Origin of the sequence: Nonomuraea sp. NPDC052116 (assembly GCF_040680035.1) — a bacterium.
GTDB classification, from domain to species: domain Bacteria; phylum Actinomycetota; class Actinomycetes; order Streptosporangiales; family Streptosporangiaceae; genus Nonomuraea; species Nonomuraea angiospora_A.
Genome location: NZ_JBFAWA010000029.1, coordinates 1 through 20,810, shown reverse-complemented (window position 1 = coordinate 20,810; position 20,810 = coordinate 1). Strand labels below are relative to the sequence as shown.

Below are 20,810 nucleotides of genomic sequence, written 5' to 3'. Positions count from 1 at the left end.
CCTTTCACCCCCCGAATAACGCGAGAACAGGAACAACTCCGATGACGTCACGTACCCGCCGCGCCGCTGCGATCAGCGGCCTCGCCTGCGCCACGCTCGTTCTGTCAGCCTGCGGCAGCGGCTTCGACGACAAGCCGAGCCAGGCCCCCCAGCAGAGCGGCGGCCAGGTCAACCTGCAGATCCTCATCGGCTCCTCCGGCGAGGCCGAGACCGCCGCCGTCAAGCAGGCCGCCCAGACCTGGGCCTCCTCGGCGGGCGCGGCCGCGACGGTGACGCCCGCTCAGGACCTCGCCCAGCAGCTCGGCCAGGCCTTCGCCGGTGACAGCCCCCCGGACGTGTTCTACGTGGACGCCTCCCGCTTCGCCGACTACGCCAGCGTCGGCGCCCTGGAGCCGTACGGCGACAAGATCAGCCAGCCCGACGACTTCTACCCCTCCCTGCGCACGGCGTTCACCCGTGACGGCAAGCTCTACTGCGCTCCCAAGGACTTCTCCACCCTCGCGCTGATCGTCAACAAGGACCTGTGGTCCAAGGCCGGGCTCACCGACGCCGACGTGCCGACCACCTGGGAGCAGCTCACCTCGGCCGCCGAGAAGCTCAAGGCCAAGGACGTCACCCCGCTGGCGATCGGCCCGACCCGCGACCGCGTAGGCGCGTTCATGGTGCAGGCCGGCGGCTGGCTGACCAGCCCCGACGGCAAGCAGGCCACCGCCGACAGCCCGCAGAACCTCGCGGCCCTCGAGTACGTGCGCTCGCTGGTGTCGGCCAAGCTGGCCCGCTACCCCGACCAGCTCGACGCCGGCTGGGGCGGCGAGGCGTTCGGCAAGGGCAAGGCCGCCATGACCATCGAGGGCAACTGGATCAAGGGCGCGCTCAAGGCGGACTTCCCCGACGTCAAGTACTCGGTCCACGAGCTGCCGGCCGGCCCCAAGGGCAAGGGCACGCTGTCGTTCACGAACTGCTGGGGCATCTCCGCCAAGAGCAAGCACAAGGAGCAGGCCATCTCGTTCGTCGAGGCGATGACCAAGGCCGACCAGCAGATGACCTTCGCCAAGGCGTTCGGCGTCATGCCCTCGCGCCAGTCCGCCAAGGCCGCCTACACCGCCGAGTTCCCCGACGACGGCCCCTTCGTCAACGGCGCCGACTACGCCCAGGGCCCCGTGAACGCCCCCAAGATGGACAGCGTCCTGGCCGACTTCGACACCGGGCTGCAGCAGCTGGCCACCACCGCGCCCAAGACGCTGCTCCAGCGGACGCAGAAGAACATCCAGGCCGCGCTCGGCACGTCATGACCATCAGCAAGACTCGTGAGAACCTGGCGGGCTGGCTTTTCGTGGCCCCCGTCGTGGTGATCCTGGGCCTGTTCATGCTGGCGCCGATCCTCATGGCGCTGTGGGTGAGCCTGACCGACTGGAACGGGCAGGGCAGCCCGTTCCGGGGCAGCGTGCCGTTCGTCGGCGTGGACAACTACACCCGCCTGTTCACCGAGGAGGGGCTGACCAGGCAGGACTTCATGACGAGCGTCCGCAACAACGTCTACTACGTGGCCATCGTGGTCCCGTTGCAGACCGCGCTGGCGCTCGGCCTGGCCCTGGTCGTCAACAGCCGGCTGCTCAGGGGCCGGACGTTCTTCCGCGCCGCGTTCTTCTTCCCCTCGGTGACCAGCTCGGTGGCGATCAGCGTGGTGTTCCTGTTCGTCTTCGCCAACTCCGGCGCGGTCAACGCCCTGCTGGGCCTGTTCGGCGTGGACGGGCCGCAGTGGTTCGCCGACTCGCGCGGCGTGCTGCACCTGCTGCTCGGGTCCGTCGGCCTGGTCGATCCGGCGGCCCCGCCGGAGGCGCTGACCTCCGGCGGGCCGTTCGGGCTGTCGTGGTGGGAGTGGCTGTCCGGGCCCAGCGTGGCGATGACGACCATCATCGCGCTGGTCGTCTGGACCACGTCGGGGACGTTCATGCTCATGTTCCTGGCGGCGCTGCAGGACATCCCGGTGTCGCTGGAGGAGGCCGCCATGCTGGACGGGGCGGGCCGCCGCCAGGTCTTCAGGAACGTGACGCTGCCACTGCTCAAGCCGACCATGTTCCTGGTGCTCACGCTGGGGCTGATCTCGACGTGGCAGGTCTTCGACCAGGTGTACGTGATGAGTCAGGGCAATCCCGCCAAGACCACCCTCACGCCGGCGTTCCTGTCGTACCAGACGGCCTTCCGCAGCTTCGAGTACGGCTCGGGCACCGCGATCTCGTTCGTGCTGTTCGCCATCATCGTGGTGCTGACCCTGGTCCAGCGCTGGGTGATGAGAGAGAGGCGTCATGCGTAAGGACAACGCGCGGTCGCTGGCCTCCACCTTCACCGGCTACTTCATCCTGATCTTCTTCGCGCTCGTCTTCCTCTACCCGTTCGTCATCCAGATCGCCGCCTCCTTCAAGACCGAGTCGGACGCGGCGGCGCATCCCCTGTCGCCCATCCCCGACCCGGTGACGCTGGGCGGCTACGAGAAGGTGTTCCTCAGCACCGACCTGCCGCTGTGGCTGGGCAACTCGTTGCTGGTGACCGTGATCATCACGGTCGGGCGCGTGCTGCTCGACTCCATGGCCGGGTACGCGCTGGCGCGGCTGCGCTTCCCGGGGCGGCGGGCGATCTTCTCGACGGTCATCGCGATGCTGGCGGTGCCGGGCGTGGTGCTGTTCATCCCGAAGTTCCTGGTGCTGAACCAGTTCGGCCTGTACGACAGCTACACCGCGCTGATCCTGCCGGTGATCGCGGACGCGGCCGGGGTGTTCATCATGAAGCAGTTCTTCGAGTCGCTGCCGGTCAGCGTCGAGGAGGCGGCGAAGGTGGACGGGGCGGGCGTCTTCCGCACGTACTGGTCGATCGTGCTGCCGATGGCCCGGCCCGCGCTGCTCACGCTCACCATCATCTCGTTCCAGGGCTCCTGGAACGAGTTCGCGCACACGCTGGTGGCGGTGCAGAACCCCGAGCTGTTCACGCTGCCGCGGGGGCTGGCCGACCTGGTGAGCGGGTCGCTGGGCAAGGGCACGCAGTATCCGCTCAAGCTGGGGGCCGCGCTGATGGCGACCATTCCGGTGGCGGTGGTGTTCGTGATCTTCCAGCGGTACTTCGTGCGCGGCGCGAACGAGGGCTCCGACAAGGGCTGACCGTTCCTCTGGACGTCAGCGGATGTTCAGAAGCACCCCCTAGATTCCGGTCACGTGAAAGTCGATGACAGATCTTCCCTGCTCACCCGTCGTTCCCTCCTCGCCGGCGCGCTCTCCGGAGCGGGCCTCGCCGTCCTGGGCGGCACCGCCGCCCAGGCGGCCACGCTCGGGAGGGCGCCCCGGGTTCTGATCGCCACGAACGAGCCGTGGGGCACCTACCACGTGGCCCCGCTGCTCCCGGAGGCGCGGCGGCGCGGGTGGGAGATCACGCAACTGGTGCCCGACCTGACGGGGATCAAGCCGGGCGACCCGGTGCCGGTCGCGACGCCGGACCGCGTTCCGGACGCCGATCTGCTCGTCGTGACGGGCGCCGGGGACTGGCCGGCGGAGTGCGCCGCCCGGTTCCGGACGCTGCCGTTGGTCGCGAGCTCGCTGGCGTACCAGCTGCCGGTCGAGGCGCCGCGCGCCAAGGAGTTCCGCGACCGGCTCAGGGCGGTCACCGCGTCCTCGCCGGCCGAGGCCAAGGTGTTCGACGACTACCTGGGCACGCGCCGCCCGATCACGGTGGTCGGCACCCCGCAGACCGACGACCTGCCCAGGCACGCCCCTGAGCCCGGCACCGTCCTGGTGCTCACCAGCGTGACCAAGTCCAGCAGCACGGGCGGCTCGGCCCCGGGCACCGAGCTGCTGCTGGCCGCCGCCGATCGGCTGGCGGCGGCGGGCAAGCACATCCTCGTGGGACTGCACCCCCGCGAGGACCGCTCGCTCTGGGAGAAGTACGAGATCAGCTCCGTGCCGTCGGTCCAGGCGTCGGCCAGGGCCGAGGCCGCCATCGGCATCCCGGGCACGGTCTTCCCGGTGGTCGCGGCCGTGGGCGTCCCGCTGGTGGGCTGCACGGACCCGCGCCTGAACATCCCCGCCTACCTGCTGAGCGTCTGCTCCCACACGATCACCAACGCGGACGAGGCCGTGACCGCCGTGACGCAGGCCGAGCCGGTGTCGCGGGAGGTGCTCTACGAGGCCGTCGGCCCGATCGGCGGCTCGGCCCGCCGGCTGCTGAAGGCGTGGCGGAAGGCCGGCGTCCGGGTCTAGCGGGTCAGGTCTAGCGGGTCATCGTCTGGCGCAGCCGCTCGGCCTGCTCGCGCAGGGGTTGCGGGATCAGCTCGACGAGCTGGTCCGGCCTGAGCGGCAGGTCGAGCAGGCTGAGCTTGATCCGCTTGCGCTGGGCGTAGGTGTCGGCGTCGAACCGTACGACGTCCACCGCGTCCGTACGCAGCCGCGCGGACAGCTCGGCTCCGGGGCCGAGCTGCCTGGCGGGGGTGCCGTCCACGGAGAAGAGCAGCGTCATGTCGTCCGACGGGTTGCGCAGCACGATGTGGTCGTCCTTGCCGAGGATGACCGAGCGGCTGATGCCGGACATCGGGGCCACCGGGGTCAGGGCGACGGCCTCGGTGGACGGGGAGATGATCGGGCCGCCGGCCGCGTGGTTGTAGGCCGTCGAGCCGGTCGGGGTGCAGACGATCACCGCGTCCGCGCGGTAGTAGCCGTGCCTCAGGCCGTTGACCTCGAGGTCGAGGGTCAGGCTGGACAGCGGCTCGGCGGCGGTGACCACGATGTCGTTGAACGCGGTGTGGTCGTCGGCCTCCAGGCAGCTGTGCGGTTCGAGGGTGTAGTGGCCCTCGGCGAGGCGGTCGAGGGCCGGCTCCAGCTCCGACGGGGTCACCTCGATGAGGAAGCCCAGGTGCCCGTGGTTGACGCCGAGCACCGGCACCTGGCGGCCGACCACCAGGCGCATCGCGCCCAGCATGGTGCCGTCGCCGCCCAGGCTGATCACTCTGGTCACCCGCTCGACGAACTCCTCGGGCGTGACGATCTCGACCTCCGGCCCCACCCGCCCGGCGTCGCACCGCCGGGCGATGACCGCGCCTCCGGCGCGCCGCGCGTGCCGGAGGATCAGCCGTACGGAGTCCTGCACCGGCCGGTCGGGGTGCACCACCAGCCCAAGAGTGAAGTGCTTCACGTGGTGCCCCTACCCAGCGATGCGGTCAGCGGACCTTTCGGATGGGAATCACCGTCAGGGCGCCGAGCACGGCGAACACCAGGGCGGCCGTGAAGGCGGCGGGATAGTTGTCGGTGCCGCCGCCGATGGTGAGGAAGAGCGGCGCGATCAGCGGGGCCAGCGACTGGGGCAGCGAGTTGGCGATCTGGAAGACGGCCAGGTCCTTGGCCGCGTTGTCGGGGTTGGGCAGGACCCGCACGACCAGCGCGATGTCGACGGCCATATACGCCCCGGTCCCCAGGCCCAGGATCAGCGAGCCGACCAGGTACTGGGGGTAGGTGGTGGTGAAGCCGAGGGTCAGCAGCCCCACCCCCATGATCAGGGACGCCACCAGCACGAAGATCTTCCTGCGTCCCAGCCGGTCGGAGAGCCACCCGCCGATCGTGGCCGTGACCAGCGAGCCGCAGGTGAAGACGAGCGTGGCGGTGAAGACCAGGGACACGGCCTCGGTGGGGCTGTAGCCGAGGCGGTCGGTGATGACGTAGAAGCCGAACGTCAGCTTGAACGCGTTCCCCGTGAAGATCAGGAAGCGGCCGGCGAAGGCCCAGCCGAAGTCGCGGTGGGCGAAGGGGTTGACCCACAGGCTGCGCAGCAGGTCGAGAGGGCGGAACGGGCCGAGCGCGGCCCGGTCGGCGGGACGGTCGGGCAGGAACGCGATCAGCAGCCCGAGCGCGACGAACGCGAAGACCCCCGGCAGCAGGAACATGAGGAACGTGCTGCCGGCGACGGATGTGGTGATGAACGTGCCGGCCAGGATGCCGACGTTGCTCATCAGGCCGATGACGCCGGAGACCCGTCCGCGCTGCCGCTCCGGTATGTGGTCGGGGTTGATGGCGTTGAGCGCGGCCTGGGCGGCGTTGTAGCCGGCCTGGGTGACGCACCAGCCGAGCAGGATGGTGGGGACGTTCTGCGCGAGCGCCATGATGAGCAGCCCCGCCGCCCCCGCGAGGGCGCCGCCCGCCAGCCAGGGTCGGCGGCGGCCGAAGCGGCTGGTGGTGCGGTCGGAGAGGTTGCCCCAGATGGGGGTGATGGCCATGGACAGGAACGCGCCCACGGACAGGATGAGCCCGAGGCTGGCGGCCTTGGTGTCGGGGGCGACGGCGCCGACCTTGACCGAGAGGGTCACGGTGATCGGGGTCAGCAGGGCGGCCCAGAGGCCGAGCTGGCCGAAGGCGTACAGGGTGATGAAGCGGGTGCTCGCGGGGGCGGCCGGCGCGTCGTGCGGGCCGGTCGCGGCCGGGGTCGGGAGAGCGGTCACGGGGACCTCCGGAGGTGGAGCAGGGGGGTCAGTTGTGGAGCAGGTCGAGGTCGTCGGCGAGGTCGTGCAGCGAATACGGCGGGACCGTGCCGTCGGTGACGGCGGCGTGCAGGTGACGCCAGGCGGCGCGGTACGCGCTCTCGTACAGGGTGGGGAGCAGGCGTTCGCCGTCCGCGTCGGTGCGGACGACGGTGGCCGGGCGGGCCGTCGCGGGATCGGGGAACGAGAGCCGCCACTGGACGGCCGGCCCCAGCACGTCCAGCCGCGCCCGCCGGGTGCCCAGGCCGGAGACGGCCGCGGCGAGGTGCACGGGCACGTCGCCGACGTGGGCCCGCGCGAGGTGCCCGTGGGCGTCGGCCTGGATCACCTCGACCCCCCGGGCGGGGCCGATCGCGGTACGCAGCAGGGCGAGCTGGTCGAGCAGGACGTCCGTTGGTGAGCTCCCGGCCGGGACCGTCGCGGTCACCTCGATGAGCGAGGCGTCCTCGGCGTCCAGGGCTCCGGCGAGGGCTGCGACCGCCGGGTCGAGCGCCCAGGGCCCGGCCACGACGACGGGGATCCCGGCTGCGGCCGCACGTTCGGCGAGCTCCCGCACGTCCGCGACCCCGGCGACCTCGGCGAGCAGGGTGCCGGTGGGTCGGGCATCCAGCGCGCCGCGCAGGGTGGCCAGGGTCGGCACGGCGGTGACCGTGCCGATGATCGGGCCGCCGGGGGTGGCGGGGCGGAAGTACTTGGGCAGCGACGCCAGCGTGGCGTGAACGGCGGGGTGGTCGGTGCTCCCGGTGAGGGTGACGGGCAGCGGTGCGAGAGTGGTGCTGGTCATGCGGCGGTCCCTTGGAGCAGCAGGTCGGCGGCGCGTTCCGCGAGGTCCAGCGCGTAGGCGAGGTCGTCGACGAGGTCGGACGCGGCGTAGCGGAGCGGTTCGGCGCCGGTGGCCAGGGCGGCGAGGTGCTGCCACTCGCCGGTGTAGCCGTTGTCGGGGTGGGGGCCGAAGGTGTGCAGGCCGGCGGGGGTGCGAAGCTCCGCGGTGGCCGAGCCGGCGCGCACGTACGACGGGGTGAAGTCGAGCCGCAGTTCGCCGTCGTCACCCCACACCTCGAAGCTCCACTCCTCCCGCCAGCCCCGGTGCAGGTACCCGATGAGCTCGGCCGTCCGCCCGCCGCCCTGGAAGGTGAGGACGTAACCGAACGGGCTGAGAGGCCGGGTGACGTCCACGCGTTCGACGTGCGGCAGGAAGCGCCGTACCAGCGGGAGGTTGTGGATGGCCAGGCCGAGAACGGCTCCCCGGATGGACGCCGCCCGCACCGCCGGGTCGGACGGGTCGCCGGCGCGGACGGGGAACACCGGTTCGGCGTGCAGCTGGGTCGCCAGCGTCTCGAAGCGGGCGTTGGGCGGGAGCACGATGCGTGAGCGGATCCGGCGGGCGGTGGCGGGCAGGTCGCCCCAGTGGCGCTCGGCGGCCAGCCACGCCGGGTCGTAGGTGTGCATGGCGCCGACCACGATCGGGACGCCGGTGTCGTGTGCCGCCTTGGCGATCCTGCGGGCGTCGTCCAGGGTCGTGGCCAGCGGCTTCTCCACCAGGACCGCCTTCTTCCCCGCCGCGCAGGCGGCCTCGGCCTGCTCGGCGTGGCAGGCGTGCGGGCTGCACACGGCGACGATCTCTACGGCGGGGTCGGCGAGCAGCTCTTCGACGGAGGTGCCGTGGGCGGCCCCGGCGCGGGCGGCGACCGCGGCCGCGGTGCCCTCGTCCACGTCCATGACGCGGGCCACGTGCAGCCGGTCGGACAGCCCGGCGACGGCGGGGAGGTGGATGGCCTGGGTGACCGGGCCCGCTCCGATGAATCCGACGCCGATGGTCATCGACGCTCCTCTGCGGTGGTGAGGTGTTCGGTGACCCACTGGCGCGACAGGAGCGCGCTGTCCTTGGGGGTGCCGTGGTCGGGTACGTCGACCTCGACCACCAGCCACCCGCCGAACCCCGCGGGCAGCGCGGCGAGCGCCCCTTCGAGATCCACGTCACCCTGACCCGGCTCGGTCCACAGGTGGCGGGCCACGGTGGCCTCCCGGTAGTCCGCGCCCGCCTCGCGGGCCTGCCGGGCGACGGCGGTGTGGACGTCCTTGAGGTGGGCCGCGCCGACCCGGTCGCGGTAGCGGGTGATCAGTTCGGCCGGTTCCGCGCCCGCCCAGTGCAGGTGGCCGGTGTCGGGTCCGAAGGAGAGCAGTTCCGGGGCGATGGCGTCCAGGACCGCGCGGGTCTCCTCCTCGGTCTCGATCCAGGTGCCGACGTGCGGGTGCAGGCACGGGCGCAGCCCCTCGCCGGTGATGACCTCGCAGGTCCGGGCGAGGTTCTCGATGACGGTGGCGAGCCTGTCCGGGTCGTACGCGGCGCCGGTCGCGGGTGCGGCGAGCCGTTCCGGGGTGAGGGCCGAGGCGATGAACACCTCGGTCATGCCGAGCGCGGCCTGCGTTCCCGCGTGCCGCCTGGCGTGTTCGAGGAGGCCGGGCATCGCCTCGGGGTTCTCGTACGTGCCCTGGAAGTAGCCGGGCGCGGGGGCGAGTCCGTAGTCGCCGAGGAGGGCCAGGTAGGCGGTCGCCGAGGTGCCCTCGGGCACGTCGGCCTGGACGGCGGTGAAGCCCGCCTCGGCGATCTCGGCGAAGGCGGTGCGCAGGGTGGGGACGTCCAGCGTGAAACCGGACGGCCCGAGCAGCCAGGGTAGCGGGTTGATGCCGATCATCTCGGGGTCCTTCCAAGGGCGCGAGCATGTGGCGTCGCGCCTGCTCCAGGGCGTAACGGAGCCCATCGGGGAAATGTGATCGAGTGTTAACCTTTGGGACTCAAAACGTAAACGCCTGATAGCTTTTGACGCAAGAGGTTGATCCGAAGATTTTCCGTGGGAGGCTCAGAGGGTGGCGAACGTCGGCGGGACCCCGCGCGGCCCGTACCGGAGCGGCATCAAGCGCCGCGAGCAGATCGTCAGCGCCGCCGCCAAGGCCTTCGGCGAGCGCGGCTACAACGGGGCGTCCATGCGGCAGATCGCCGCGGACGTGGGCGTCTCACCGGCGGCCCTGCTCCGCCATTTCCAGGACAAGGAGGAGCTGCTCGCCGCGGTGCTCGAATGGTGGGCGCGGGAGACAGCCGCGCTCCGGCACGAACGGCGCGACGGGCTGTCGGCCTTCGACGACCTGCGCGACCTCATGACGTACCACACCCACCACCGGGGTCTGCTCGAGCTGTTCATCCACCTCACGGGCGAGGCGTCCAACGAGAAGCACCCGGCGCGCGCCTTCATCCAGGACCGCTACACGGGCATCGTGAACATGCTGGTCAAACGCCTGCTCGCGACGGCGGAGACGGGAGAGATCCCGCCGTTGACCGACGCGCAGGCCGAGGCCGAGGTACGCGCGCTCTGCGCCACCATGGACGGCCTGGAGATCCAGTGGCTGCTCGATCCCACCGTGGACCTGGTCGGCCTCTTCGACTTCCACCTCGACCACACGCTGGCGCGATGGAGGAGCGGCGCGTACGCGCCGGTCACGCCCTCCTGAGCCCGCGCAGTCGACGGCGGGTCCTGAAGCGTCACCCCGATGCCGGGGGGTTCAGCGGGGTGGCAGGTCGAAGCGGGTCAGGACGCTCCTGCCGTCCGTCACCATGACGTCGAGGACGTCGTCGCCGGCGGCGAGGACGAGCTCGTCGTCCCCGTCGCCGTCGTAGTCGCCCGCCGCCAGCGGCGCGCCGCGGTCGAGGCCGCTGATGCCGCCACCGGCGCGCAGGCCGCCGGGGCCGCCCCAGAACATCCGGACCGGCTCACGCCCGTCGCGCGCCCCGCCGAAGGCGAGGTCGTCACGGCCGTCGCCGTTGAAGTCGCCGGCGACCGCCGAGCCCCTGTCGCCCTTGAACGTCCGGGTGCGGCCGTCGCCGTAGTAGACGGTCAGCGTCCTGTCGACGTCGGGCGCCTCGGTCTCGGTGCCGGGCTCGTCGTTGCGGCTGCCGTCGTCGCCGACCGCCAGGTCCCTGGCGCCGTCGCCGTCGAAGTCGCCGAACGTGGCCGCCATGCCCTTGCCCAGCCTGCGCCCCGTCTTCGCCAGGCCGTCCGGACCGCCGTTCAGCAGCCACCCGGAGGCCTGCTCGCCGTCGTCGCCCTCGAACACGACCAGCCCGGTCGCGTGCCGCCCGTCGATCTCGTCGACGGCCATCCGCCAGAAGTCGCCACCTGTGGGCGAGGGCTGGACGGTCCGGCGGCTCGGCACGCCCGCGCGGCTGAACGGGCCGTACATCACGACCAGGTTGGAGCCGCCTCGGTTGTCGTCGGCGGACATCGCCACGTCGGCGGCCCCGTCGCCGTCGAAGTCGCCGGCGACGGACCGGAACGTCGCCGTGGTGGTCTTGACGGGCGGCGGCACCGGGGTCGGGAGCGTTCCGGTGTCGATGCCGTCCGGGCCGCCCCAGAAGATGTGCGGGCCCATCGTCTCGTCGCGATCGCCTGGCCGCCCGTAGCCCAGGATGTCGCCGAAGCCGTCCCCGTCGAGGTCGGCTCGGATGCCCGGGTCGATCTGCCAGGCGAAGAACGTCCGCGATGACACGATCGCCGGCCTGCCGGTGCGCAGTCCCCGGGGCGAGCCGTAGACGACCGCGAGGAAGCGCAGGCCCGGTCGGAGCAGCTCGGCGTAGACGAGCAGGTCCGCACGGCCGTCGCCGTTGACGTCGTCGGGCCGCCCGCCGGCCTTGGCCGAACGCCGCGCGGGGGTCGGCGCGGAGGTCGGGGTGGCGGTCGGCGTCGGAGCCGGGGTGGACGCCGACGGCGGCTGACCGGCGGGGCTGGGCGCAGGCCGGACGCCGCCGCATCCGGCGAGCAGGAGGACCAACGCCGGCCAGATCATCACCCTTCGCGGCACAGGCACCGAGCTTAGTGCGCGACCCTGCCGAGCGCCGGGTTTCCGCCACCGCTTTCCGCCACCCGCTTTCCGCCACCCGCGCCCCCGCCGCCCGGGGCCTTCTCGCGGCGTCGCAGGGCGCGTCAGATCCGCTGCAGGGCCTTCTCGCGGCGGGCCGCGACGCTGGAGCCCGACTCCCCGCGGGCCATCCTGCGCAGCAGGAACGGGGCCGTGAGCAGGCCGAGCACGGCCCAGGCCACCAGCACCCCGGCCGTCTCCACCGGCCGCCAGGACGCGCCGATCTCGACGGCCGCCGCGGCGTCCGGGAGCAGGGCCGAGCGCATGCCGAGCCCGAGCCAGTAGACCGGGAACGCCTGGGCGATCCACTGCACCCACTCCGGCAACGCCGTGATCGGGTAGAAGATGCCGGAGATCGCGATCAGGCCCAGGACGGGGAGCTGGATCAGCCCCTGGCTGCGGGCGCTGACGAACACCGAGCCCAGCACCGCCCCCAGCGGCAGCGTCGCCACCAGCCCCAGCACGAGCACCCAGAGCACGGTCAGCCAGGCACCCGCGTCGCCGAACGCCAGGCCGGGCACCAGGAACATGCCGGGAACCAGGAAGATCGCGAGGTCGGCGACCAGCCCGCCGGCGACAAGGATGATCTTCCCGAGCAGGTAGCCGGTCATCCCGTGCGGCGTGGCCTTGGCGCGCAGCAGGGTGCCGTCCTCGCGGTCGGCGGTGAGGTGCTGGCTCATGCTCACCATGGACATCCCGGCGTTCATGCCGAGGATGCCCGGCAGGGCCAGGGCTCCGAGGGAGAGCCCGCTCTGCCCGAAGGACACGTTCCGCAGGAAGTACGTGGTGACCAGCATCAGCACGGGCCAGAGGAAGTGGCCGAACAGGTCGGCGCCGTTCGTGAACGACTGCCGCAGCTCGATCAGTCCGCGGGACCAGCCGGCCCGCCAGGCCGTCGCGGTCGGGCTCATCGGGCTGCCTCCTCCGCCTGCCGGACGAGGGAGAGGTAGGTGTCCTCCAGCGAGGCGCGGCGCACCTCGAGGTCCTCGATCTCCTCGCCGTACCGCTTGAACAGGTCGAACACCAGCCGGGTCGACTCGGTGGCCGATCGGGCGAAGCGCTGTCCGTCGCGGGTCCAGCGCACCTCGTCCTCGCCGGCGATCTGGTGGGCGAGCTGCGCGACCGTGCCGTCCGCGACGATGCGGCCCCCGTCGAGCACCATGATGCGGTCGGCGAGCTTCTCGGCCTCTGCCAGGTCGTGGGTGGTGAGCAGGATCGTGGTGTCGCCCTCGGCGGCGAGCTCCAGGACCAGCTCGTGGAAGGCGCGCCGGGCCACCGGGTCGAGCCCGGCGGTGGGCTCGTCGAGAAAGACCAGCTCGGGGCGGCCCACGAGGCCGACGGCCACGTCGAACCTGCGCCGCTGGCCGCCGGAGAGCGTCCTGATCTTGTGCTCCGCCTGCTCGGTCAGCCCTACCGCCGCGATGAGCCGGTCGGCCCGCCACGGCCGGGCGACGGTCTCGGTGGCGTACGCGGCGTAGTAACGGCCGAGGTGCTCGAGCAGCTCGCGTACCCGCCATTTGCCGTGGTCGCGCCAGGACTGCAGGACGACCCCGACCCGCGCCCGCCAGTCCTCGCCGCCGCGGGCCGGATCGGTGCCCAGCACCTCGACCCGGCCGGCCGACCGCATGCGGAAGCCTTCGAGGATCTCGATCGTGGTGGTCTTGCCCGCGCCGTTCGGGCCGAGCAGGCACACCACCTCGCCCCGGCGTGCCCGGAAGGTCACGTCGTGCAGGACGTCGGCGGGGCCGTAACGCATCCGCAGGCCCTCGACGTCCAGCACGACTTCGCTCGTCGTCATGGATCTCGCCTCTCGTGGGAGCACGCCTCGGCGTGGCGCCCGGAGAGCCCGGCCGCGCAAGCAACCCTAGTTGACTAATTCCGACTTAGTCAACGCAGGTTGCTTGGCGCGGCCGTGCGAGGTCACTTCAGGCCGTACGCCCGCTGGACGGTCTGCTCGACGGTGTTGCCCTCTGCGTCCGTCGCCTGGGCCCGCAGGCCCACGGCGCCCGTGGTGGCCGCCAGCGTGGGAGGTGTGACGGTGGCCTGGCCGGAGGCCGAGACGCGAACCGGCGTCCAGTGGGCGCCGTCGTCGAACGTGACCGAGAGCTTCACGTCCCTGACCTTCGCGTCCGGTGTGCCGTAGGACCCGTGGTAGCCGGTGACGGTGATCCGGTGCGGCGTGCCCGCCTTGAGGCGGTTGTCCAGGTCGAGGGGCACGTCGTAGCGGAGGTTGAGCCGCCGGACCGGCTCGCACGGCGCCAGCTTGCCCGTGGCGAACCAGGCCAGGCAGAGCCCGTCGTCCGTGGTCTGCATCCCGCCGGTGGGCCGCTTCGACTTGAACGTCCAGGCGGTCTCGACGTCCTTGGCGTACAGCTGGGACGGGTTCGGGGTGTGGAACTTGTCGGTGAGCCGGTAGGAGGCCTCCGTCTCCGGGAGGGTGAAGGTCGGCACGATGATCGCGAAGATGGCGATCACGACCGTCGCCTCGACGAGCGGGACCTCCCGCCCGTCGCGGTACAGGCGCAGCTCGTCCTTGCCGCCGTGCTTGTCACCCTGGAAGTTGGCGTTGTACGCGAACGCCTCCTGGTGGTTCGGCACCGGGCCCATGATCGGCAGGGCCGACAGGAAGGTGTCCTTCGTCCGGCAGGGGAAGCACTGGGCGGTCCCGGAGCGGAGCACCGCGTCGGAGACGACGACGTTGCCCGGCACGCGGGGCTGGATCCCCCATGGCTCGGTCCGCGTGCCCGCGGTGGCGAAGATGTCCACCGCGGTCGCCGACAGCGCGCGCTTGTTGTAGAAGTCGCCGCCCTCGTCGTAGTTCATCGTGTTCGTGCGGGTCCAGACGACGTCCGGCGAGACGGGCCCGACGTACTCCGTGAAGGTCGTCTGCGCCCGCACGGTGTGCTCCATGGACCACGTGTTCGCGAACCTGGCAGGCCGCACCATCCCCGCCGACGTGCTCAGCTCGACCGCGCCGGGCCGGTCGGCGTGGAAACGGTCCTCGATGCGCTGCAGGTCGCCGGTCCTGAGCGAGTAGGAGAGGTCGGCGGGGACGCGGCCCTGCTCGGGCAGCATCAGCGAGTACAGGTACGGCGTGGTCGCGACGCCCTCCGCCGTGACCGTCACCGGCCGCCGCCCGGCCAGGGTTGCCAGGGCCCGCCCCTGCTCGGCGGTCAGGCTCATGGTCGGGATCGGGTACGTGGGCCAGCTGCCCGCCGGGTCGAGGAAGGGCCGGTTGACGGCCCCGTACCCGAGGACTCCCACGGCCCCCGCCTGCTGGGCGGCCTTGACCCGGTCCAGGGCGTTGCCCGTGCAGGCCACGGCCGGGCAGAGGTCCTCGAGGTTGAGCAGGACGAGCTTGCCGCGCACGTCCAGACCGCCGAAGTCGGTGCCCTTGCCGGCGTAGGCCAGCGAGAGCCTGCTGCGGCCGTCGAGCTTGGGCGTCTGCGGCGCCACGTCCTGGTAGCGGGGGGTGATGCGGGGGCCGCCGGGCACCGACATGGTGATGGCGGGTGCGCCGAGCTGGTAGCGGCCGTTGAGGGTGAACGTGCCCTGGGTGACCTTACGGGTGGGCAGCATCACGTAGTTGTCCAGCCCGTACTGCGGGTACAGGGACTGCACGTCGACGTAGCCGACGCCGTTGGCCGCGGTGCGCCGGTAGGCGTACTGCGACAGGCGGGTCTCCGACTCGCGCGGCGTCCGCACGGACACCTTGCGCGCCTTGCGCAGGTCGAGCGTGACCGTGGTGTCCTTGGTGATCTCGATCTGCGGGTCGGACGGGAGCGACTGGACCCATTCGCCGTCCGCGCCGCGCCAGGCCAGCGCGGTGAGCACGCTGTAGGTGCCGGGGTAGACCTGGGCTTCGGTCTCGGTGCCCGAGGCGGGGGTGTAGGCGTACTGGAGGTCGTCGCGGTCGTCGGTGCGCATGAACATCCACGGGTTCTCCGTGGCGGCGCTCGCGCCGTCGGGCAGCACCACCCGGGCCCGGACGGTGACCTTCTTCGGCTCGACGAACGCGCCCACGGCCGTGTTCACCTGGACCTGGCCGTTCTCGCCGGTGGCGCGGACGGAGCCCTCGTACCAGGTGTCGGGGCCCGCGGGGTCGAACGTGACCGAGACCGGCGCGGTGCCGTGCGCGGGGACGGTGACCGTGTCACGGTCGACGGTGAGCGTGCGCGCGGGCACGTCGCCGCCCCGGTGCGCCTTGACGCCCGTGCTCAGCGTGAGGGTGACCGGCTGGTCGCCGTCGTTGGTGTAGGTGAGGGTCTTGGTGACCGGGCCGTTCTGGGGCGAGGACAGGAAGCCGAAGTCGATGCCGCCGGAGCCGCGCACCTGCTGCTTGACGGCGCGGGCGACGTCCACCCGGCCGGCGCCCTGCTCGTAGGCGTCCTGGCCGTCGCCGTGGGCGGAGCTGGTGAGCGCGGCCTTGAGCTGGGTGTTCGTCCAGTCGGGGTGCTGCTGGGCGAGCAGCGCGGCGGCGCCCGCGACGTGCGGGGTGGCCATCGAGGTGCCGGACGCGGTGGTGTAGCCGTCCTCGGCGGGCTCGCCCATGGACGTGCCGGCCGCGCGGGCGGCGACGATGTCCACGCCGGGGGCGCTGATGTCGGGCTTGAGGCTGTAGTCGATCGCGGTGGGACCCCGGCTGGAGAAGGACGCCAGCTTGTCCTCGCGGTCCACGGCGGCGACCGTGAGCGCCGAGGCCGCGGTGCCCGGGGCGCCGACCTGGCGGCTCGTGCCGTCGTTGCCCGCGGCGACCACGAACAGCGCCCCCGAATCGGCGGACAGCTTGTTCAGGGCCTGGTCGAGCGGGTTGTCCGGGCCGGGGCAGCAGCCGCCGAGGCTCATGCTGACCACGCGGGCCTTCTGGTCGACCGCCCACTGCATGCCCGCGATGATGTCGGATGACAGGCCGCTGCCGTAGTTGTTGAGCACCTTGCCGACCAGCAGCGACGCCTCGGGGGCGACGCCCCGGTACTTGGCGCCGTTGCCCGCGATGATGGAGGAGACGTGCGTGCCGTGGCCGTGGCCGTCCTGGGCGGTCTTCTCCGAGCTGAAGTTCTCGGTCGCGGCGATGCGGCCGGCGAGGTCGGGGTGGGTGGCGTCGATGCCGGTGTCGAGCACGGCCACCTTGACGCCCGCGCCCTTGAGCCCGGCCGCCCACGCCTCGGGCGCGCCAATCTGCTTGACGCTCCTGTCGAGCGAGACCTGGACCTTGCGGTCGAGCCAGATCTTCTCGGACGCGGCCCTCGCCGTGCTGACCCCGGACCAGAACTGCCCGGCGGCCTTCTTGTCCACCTTCACGGCGGCGGCGTCGATGCTGGCCAGGGTGCGGGCCCCGGCGATGCGCTGCTGCGCCCCGTGCTGGACGATCAGCGGCAGGGTGGGGCTCTCCGCGTCGGAGTAGCCGTTGGCCGCCAGGTAGGCGACGTCGAACAGGCCCCGGTCCAGGCGTCCCGCCGACACCAGGCCCATCACGTCCGTGGGGTAGACGTAGTACGCGGCGGGCTCGCGTACCGACATGAAGAACACCGGGGCGCCGTCCGGGCGCCGGGCCGGCTGGATCTGGGCCTGCGGGCTGCCGTCCGGGGCGGTACTGTAGGTGACCACGTCCCCGGTGATCAATGTGATCTTCTTCGCGGACTCCCCCGCCACGCCGACGACCGGCGGCGGTACGGAGGGAGCGGGAGGTGGGGTCGGGGCGGCCATCCCGGTGGAAAGCAGCACCCCCAACGCGACAAGCGACCGGCCGATCATGCGTCTCCTCAGAGATCATCGTGTCCCCGGGAACCATGACAGATCGCAGTAAAGCCGCGAAAGACGATTGTGAGTCCTCTTCCCGCCATGTGCGGAAATAGGACATGCTGTGATCGTGCTGGAGATCATCGGGCTCTCGTACGCCGAGCAGGCGCTGTACGAGGCGCTGGTGGAGCGCTCCCCCGCCGCGCTCGCCGAGCTGGGGCACGCCGCCTCCACGGCTGCCAGGCTGGAGCAGCTGGGGCTGATCACCCGGCTCCCGGAGGACCCGCCGCGCTATGTTGCGGTCTCTCCCGAGATGGGGCTGGACGCGCTGATCCGGGCGCGCACCCGGGAGCTGGCCGCGGCCCGCCACCGCGCCGCCCAGCTCGCCGCGCGCTTCCACCGCTCGGTGCCGGACGGGGACTCCGCCGACCTGGTCGAGGTGGTGATCGGCAAAGACGCGGTGGGCCGGTGGTTCCGGCGGCTCCAGGAGAGCGCGCGTCGGCAGATCAGCGTCTTCGACGCGCCGCCGTACGCGACGCCCATGGGCGGCAACGCGGTGGAGTTCGAGTTGCTGGAGCGAGGGGTCGAGTACCGGGCGCTGTACGACCGGCGGGCCATGGAGGTGCCGGGCACCCTCTCGCTCATCACCCGCTACGTCGCGGCCGGCGAGCAGGCCAGGGTCGGCGACGTGCCCGTCAAGCTCGCGCTGAACGACCTCCCCATGGCGATCATGCCGCTCCGCCACGACCAGCACGTGGTGGAGTCCGCGCTGGTGGTGCACGACTCGACGCTGCTGGACGCGTTGTCGGCGTTGTTCGAGATGTACTGGGAGCGGGCCGTGCCGCTGCAGGTCAGGCACGGGCGGCTGGCCGAGGCGACCGGCCCCGCCGACGCGCAGCGGGACCTGCTGCCGCTGCTCACCGCGGGGCTGACGGACGCGGCCATCGCCGCCCACCTCGGGTGGAGCGACCGGACGGTACGCCGCCACGTGCGCGCGATGATGGTCCGGCTCGACGCGCGCACCCGCTTCCAGGCGGGCTACCAGGCGGTCGTACGCGGCTGGCTGGACGGGGACGCGCTGTGACCGCCGCCGGGCTCGGCATGGACGGGGACGGGCCGTGACCTCGCTGGGCGCGATCGGGCTCGGGCCCGATGAGGAGGCGCTGTACGAGGTGCTGCTCGACCGCTCCCCCGCCACCCTCGCCGAGCTGGCCGCCGCCTGGCCCCGCGCCGACCTGCAGCCGCTGCTCGCGTCGCTGGAGGCCAAGGGCCTGCTCAACACCTCCCCGGGGCCTCCACTCGCCTACGCCGCCGTCGCCCCGGAGATGGCGCTCGACGTCCTCCTGCTCGCCGCCGAACGCGACCTGCTGCGGGTCCGCGAACGCGCCCGCGAGCTCGAGGAGGTCTTCCAGGAGCGCGCCCGCGAGCGTACGCCGCCGGTGGTCGTCGAGGTGGTCACCGGGCGGCGGGCGGTCGAGCAGCGGCACGCCCAGATCCAGCGCGCCGCCAGGCAGCAGCTCCGGTGCCTGTCCAGGCGGCCGTACTTCGACCCGCTGGGCAGCGTGGCCGCGCAGCGGGAGCTGCTGGAGCGCGGGATCACCAGCCGCATGATCTACGAGCGGGACTTCGTGGCGGCCGAGGGCGCGTTACGGCAGATCGAGGAGATGGTCGGGGCGGGCCAGCAGGCACGGGTGCTGCCCGAGCTGCCGATGAAGCTGTACCTCGTGGACGACCGGCTGGCGCTGCTCCTGCTCAGGCATGAGCCGGCGGACGCGGTGGCGGCGCTCGTCATCCATCCGTCGGGGCTGCTGGAGGCGCTGATCAGGCTCTTCGAGGGGTTGTGGCAGCGGGCGCTGCCGCTCGGGCTGGCGCCGTCCGTCCGCAACCCGCCGCCCAGGGACTCCCGGGACGACGCGCGGCTGATCGCGCTCCTGCTGTCGGGGCTCACGGACGAGGCCATCGCCCGCCAGCTCGGGGTCGGCCACCGGACGGCGGAGCGCCGGATCGCCGAGCTGATGTCCCGGCTCGGCGCCCGCACCCGCTTCCAGGCCGGCGTCCAGGCCGCCCTCTCCCAGCCACCCCCACCACCGTCCCCCTGACGGCGGGAGAGCCACTCCCCCACCGACCAGGGTGGAGGAGCAGGAGGCGTCTTGGGTGGTCGGGGGAGGGGGTGCGGGGGCACCACGCCGGTCGGCGCGTGCGTCCCCGAATGCGCCGACCGGGATCGCAGCTTTTCGGGGAGGACATGGATGTGGCCGGATCGCGAGCCCGCGCGATCCGGCCACAGCTCAGAGGGTCAGCTTCCGCAGTGTTCGAAGGGGCTCTCGTACGTGCTCGCCCCTGCCTTGCCGCCCCACTTGACGCACTTGTCGGCGGCGGCGGCCCGGACGGGTCCGGCGTAGTACTCGAAGTTGCCGGTGTCGGTGACCCGGGCCTTGCCCTCGACCTCCAGGAAGGCCGTGGTGGCGGTGGCCGTGCCCAGCGAGGTCTTCTTGATGGTGGCCACGCAGTTGTTCCCGTTGTCCGCGTTGTACAGCAGGTAGACGGTGCCCGCCGTGCCCAGCGCGCTCGAGTCGATCACCTTGTAGCCGGTACCGCACACCGACTCCGGCGTGTGCGGGTTGGTGCCCCCGCCGCCACCGGTGACGTACTGCATGTACTTGGTCCAGTCCCAGTACTGGCCCGGGTCGGTGTGGTCGGCCTCCGGGACCTCGCTGTGGCCCACGATGTGGGTGCGGTCCTTGGGGATGCCGTACCGGTCGGCGATGTTGCGGGTCAGCGCCGCCGACGCGCGGTACATCGTGTCGGTGAACCACGTCGCGTTGTCGACCCAGCCCTCGTGCTCGATACCGACCGAGCGCCGGTTGTAGTTGCCGGCGTGGAAGGCCCGGTCCTTCTCCCTGACCGTCTGGGTGATGGCGCCGTCGGAGGACCGGACGACGTAGTGGGCCGAGGTGGGGTTCGGCCGGGGCCCGGTCTGGAACCAGTCGATCGTCCCGGCGTAGGTGCCCTGCGCGACGTGAATGACGATGCGGTCGATCGCGTCGCTGGTGGGCCGGTTGGAGACGGCGTAGTTGGTGCTGTGCGCGGGAGCCCACGCGGCGCCCGGGTAGTCGGTGCTCGCCGCGAGGGTGCCGGGCTTGTCGAGGTCGTCCGCCGTGGCGTACGGGCCGCGGTCGGGCGTCACGGCGCGTGCGGGCGCGGTGACGGTCTCCCCTGCGGGCGTCTTGGCGTTCACGCCCTTGGCGAGCTGCTCGTAGACGGTGTCGGCGTACAGCCGGGCCACGGCGGGCGATGAGGCGCCACCGTACTTGGCGACCGCCTGGTACCACTTGCCCGCGTCCTTGCGGGCGGTGGCGTCGAGCTTGAGCTCGTCGGCGAGGGCACGAAGCACGGCCGCGCCGCCTGCGATGTTCGTCGCGTCGTCCGACTTCAGCGCCGAAGCGGACTTCTTCGTCAGCGTGGCGGCCTTGTCGAGGGTCTTGGCGGTGACCAGGTGCATCACGCCGTAGCCGCCGTCGGCGCTGGGCTGGCCCTGGTGGCCGTCCAGGTGGGTCTCGGAGTAGGCCACCGAGACCAGCAGGTCACGGGGCACCTCGTACGTCGAGGCCGCCTTGGTGAACGCGTCGGTCATCGGATCGGCGGCCGCCGC

The 20,810-nt window shown here is 72.1% G+C and carries 17 protein-coding genes; 7 read left to right on the top strand and 10 right to left on the bottom strand.

Annotated features, from left to right (window positions below):
* The first annotated feature begins 41 nt into the window (after positions 1-41).
* From AB0L65_RS42480 to AB0L65_RS42465, 4 genes are read left to right on the top strand one after another with little or no spacing between them, the layout of a single operon-like run.
* The gene (locus tag AB0L65_RS42480) at positions 42-1,292 is read left to right on the top strand and encodes an extracellular solute-binding protein (RefSeq protein ID WP_364258097.1); all 1,251 of its coding nucleotides are present in this window, start codon (positions 42-44) and stop codon (positions 1,290-1,292) included.
* Positions 1,289-2,314, top strand: coding sequence for a sugar ABC transporter permease (locus AB0L65_RS42475; RefSeq protein ID WP_364258094.1), 1,026 nt, complete (start codon positions 1,289-1,291; stop codon positions 2,312-2,314). The genes AB0L65_RS42480 and AB0L65_RS42475 overlap by 4 nt, the downstream gene beginning before the upstream one ends.
* Positions 2,307-3,152 (top strand): carbohydrate ABC transporter permease, encoded by an 846-nt coding sequence (locus AB0L65_RS42470; RefSeq protein ID WP_364258091.1) that lies wholly within the window; start codon positions 2,307-2,309, stop codon positions 3,150-3,152. The genes AB0L65_RS42475 and AB0L65_RS42470 overlap by 8 nt, the downstream gene beginning before the upstream one ends.
* Before the next feature lie 54 nt (positions 3,153-3,206).
* Positions 3,207-4,244: a hypothetical protein gene (locus AB0L65_RS42465; RefSeq protein ID WP_364258088.1), complete on the top strand. Its 1,038-nt coding sequence runs from the start codon at positions 3,207-3,209 to the stop codon at positions 4,242-4,244.
* Positions 4,245-4,254: 10 nt separating this feature from the next.
* Here the strand turns inward: AB0L65_RS42465 and AB0L65_RS42460 are convergent, their stop codons facing one another.
* The 5 genes from AB0L65_RS42460 to AB0L65_RS42440 are packed head-to-tail and all read right to left on the bottom strand — an operon-like array spanning position 4,255 to position 9,204.
* Positions 4,255-5,172 (bottom strand): NAD(+)/NADH kinase, encoded by a 918-nt coding sequence (locus AB0L65_RS42460; RefSeq protein ID WP_364258085.1) that lies wholly within the window; start codon positions 5,170-5,172, stop codon positions 4,255-4,257.
* A gap of 25 nt (positions 5,173-5,197) precedes the next feature.
* A complete protein-coding gene (locus tag AB0L65_RS42455) occupies positions 5,198-6,469 on the bottom strand; it encodes an MFS transporter (RefSeq protein ID WP_364258082.1) in 1,272 nt (423 codons plus the stop codon).
* 28 nt (positions 6,470-6,497) lie between these two features.
* The gene (locus AB0L65_RS42450; RefSeq protein WP_364258079.1) at positions 6,498-7,292 is read right to left on the bottom strand and encodes a hypothetical protein; all 795 of its coding nucleotides are present in this window, start codon (positions 7,290-7,292) and stop codon (positions 6,498-6,500) included.
* The gene (locus AB0L65_RS42445) at positions 7,289-8,329 is read right to left on the bottom strand and encodes a Gfo/Idh/MocA family oxidoreductase (protein ID WP_364258076.1); all 1,041 of its coding nucleotides are present in this window, start codon (positions 8,327-8,329) and stop codon (positions 7,289-7,291) included. The genes AB0L65_RS42450 and AB0L65_RS42445 overlap by 4 nt, the downstream gene beginning before the upstream one ends.
* On the bottom strand, positions 8,326-9,204 hold the full coding sequence (locus tag AB0L65_RS42440; protein ID WP_364258073.1) for a sugar phosphate isomerase/epimerase: 879 nt from the start codon (positions 9,202-9,204) through the stop codon (positions 8,326-8,328). Before AB0L65_RS42440 ends, AB0L65_RS42445 begins: the two co-directional genes overlap by 4 nt.
* A 172-nt stretch (positions 9,205-9,376) precedes the next feature.
* Between AB0L65_RS42440 and AB0L65_RS42435 the strand changes: the two genes are divergently transcribed.
* A complete protein-coding gene (locus AB0L65_RS42435; protein ID WP_364258070.1) occupies positions 9,377-10,015 on the top strand; it encodes a TetR/AcrR family transcriptional regulator in 639 nt (212 codons plus the stop codon).
* Between the two features lie 51 nt (positions 10,016-10,066).
* Here the strand turns inward: AB0L65_RS42435 and AB0L65_RS42430 are convergent, their stop codons facing one another.
* The 4 genes from AB0L65_RS42430 to AB0L65_RS42415 form a co-directional block, all read right to left on the bottom strand.
* Positions 10,067-11,362 (bottom strand): VCBS repeat-containing protein, encoded by a 1,296-nt coding sequence (locus tag AB0L65_RS42430; protein WP_364258067.1) that lies wholly within the window; start codon positions 11,360-11,362, stop codon positions 10,067-10,069.
* 122 nt (positions 11,363-11,484) lie between these two features.
* Positions 11,485-12,330 carry an ABC transporter permease gene (locus AB0L65_RS42425; protein WP_364258064.1) on the bottom strand — a complete coding sequence of 282 codons (846 nt, stop codon included), beginning with the start codon at positions 12,328-12,330 and terminating at the stop codon, positions 11,485-11,487.
* Positions 12,327-13,217 (bottom strand): ABC transporter ATP-binding protein, encoded by an 891-nt coding sequence (locus tag AB0L65_RS42420; RefSeq protein ID WP_364258061.1) that lies wholly within the window; start codon positions 13,215-13,217, stop codon positions 12,327-12,329. Before AB0L65_RS42420 ends, AB0L65_RS42425 begins: the two co-directional genes overlap by 4 nt.
* 122 nt (positions 13,218-13,339) lie before the next feature.
* Complete coding sequence (locus AB0L65_RS42415; protein ID WP_364258058.1) at positions 13,340-17,173, bottom strand: S8 family serine peptidase; 3,834 nt, start codon at positions 17,171-17,173, stop codon at positions 13,340-13,342.
* Between the two features lie 115 nt (positions 17,174-17,288).
* Here AB0L65_RS42415 and AB0L65_RS42410 point away from each other — a divergent pair, with 115 nt between their 5' ends.
* Positions 17,289-18,242, top strand: coding sequence for a LuxR C-terminal-related transcriptional regulator (locus AB0L65_RS42410; protein WP_355210662.1), 954 nt, complete (start codon positions 17,289-17,291; stop codon positions 18,240-18,242).
* A gap of 34 nt (positions 18,243-18,276) precedes the next feature.
* Positions 18,277-19,257, top strand: coding sequence for a helix-turn-helix domain-containing protein (locus AB0L65_RS42405; RefSeq protein ID WP_364258055.1), 981 nt, complete (start codon positions 18,277-18,279; stop codon positions 19,255-19,257).
* A gap of 197 nt (positions 19,258-19,454) precedes the next feature.
* Here AB0L65_RS42405 and AB0L65_RS42400 read toward each other — a convergent pair.
* The coding region (locus AB0L65_RS42400; protein WP_364258052.1) for an N-acetylmuramoyl-L-alanine amidase at positions 19,455-20,810 on the bottom strand (1,356 nt) is incomplete at its 5' end.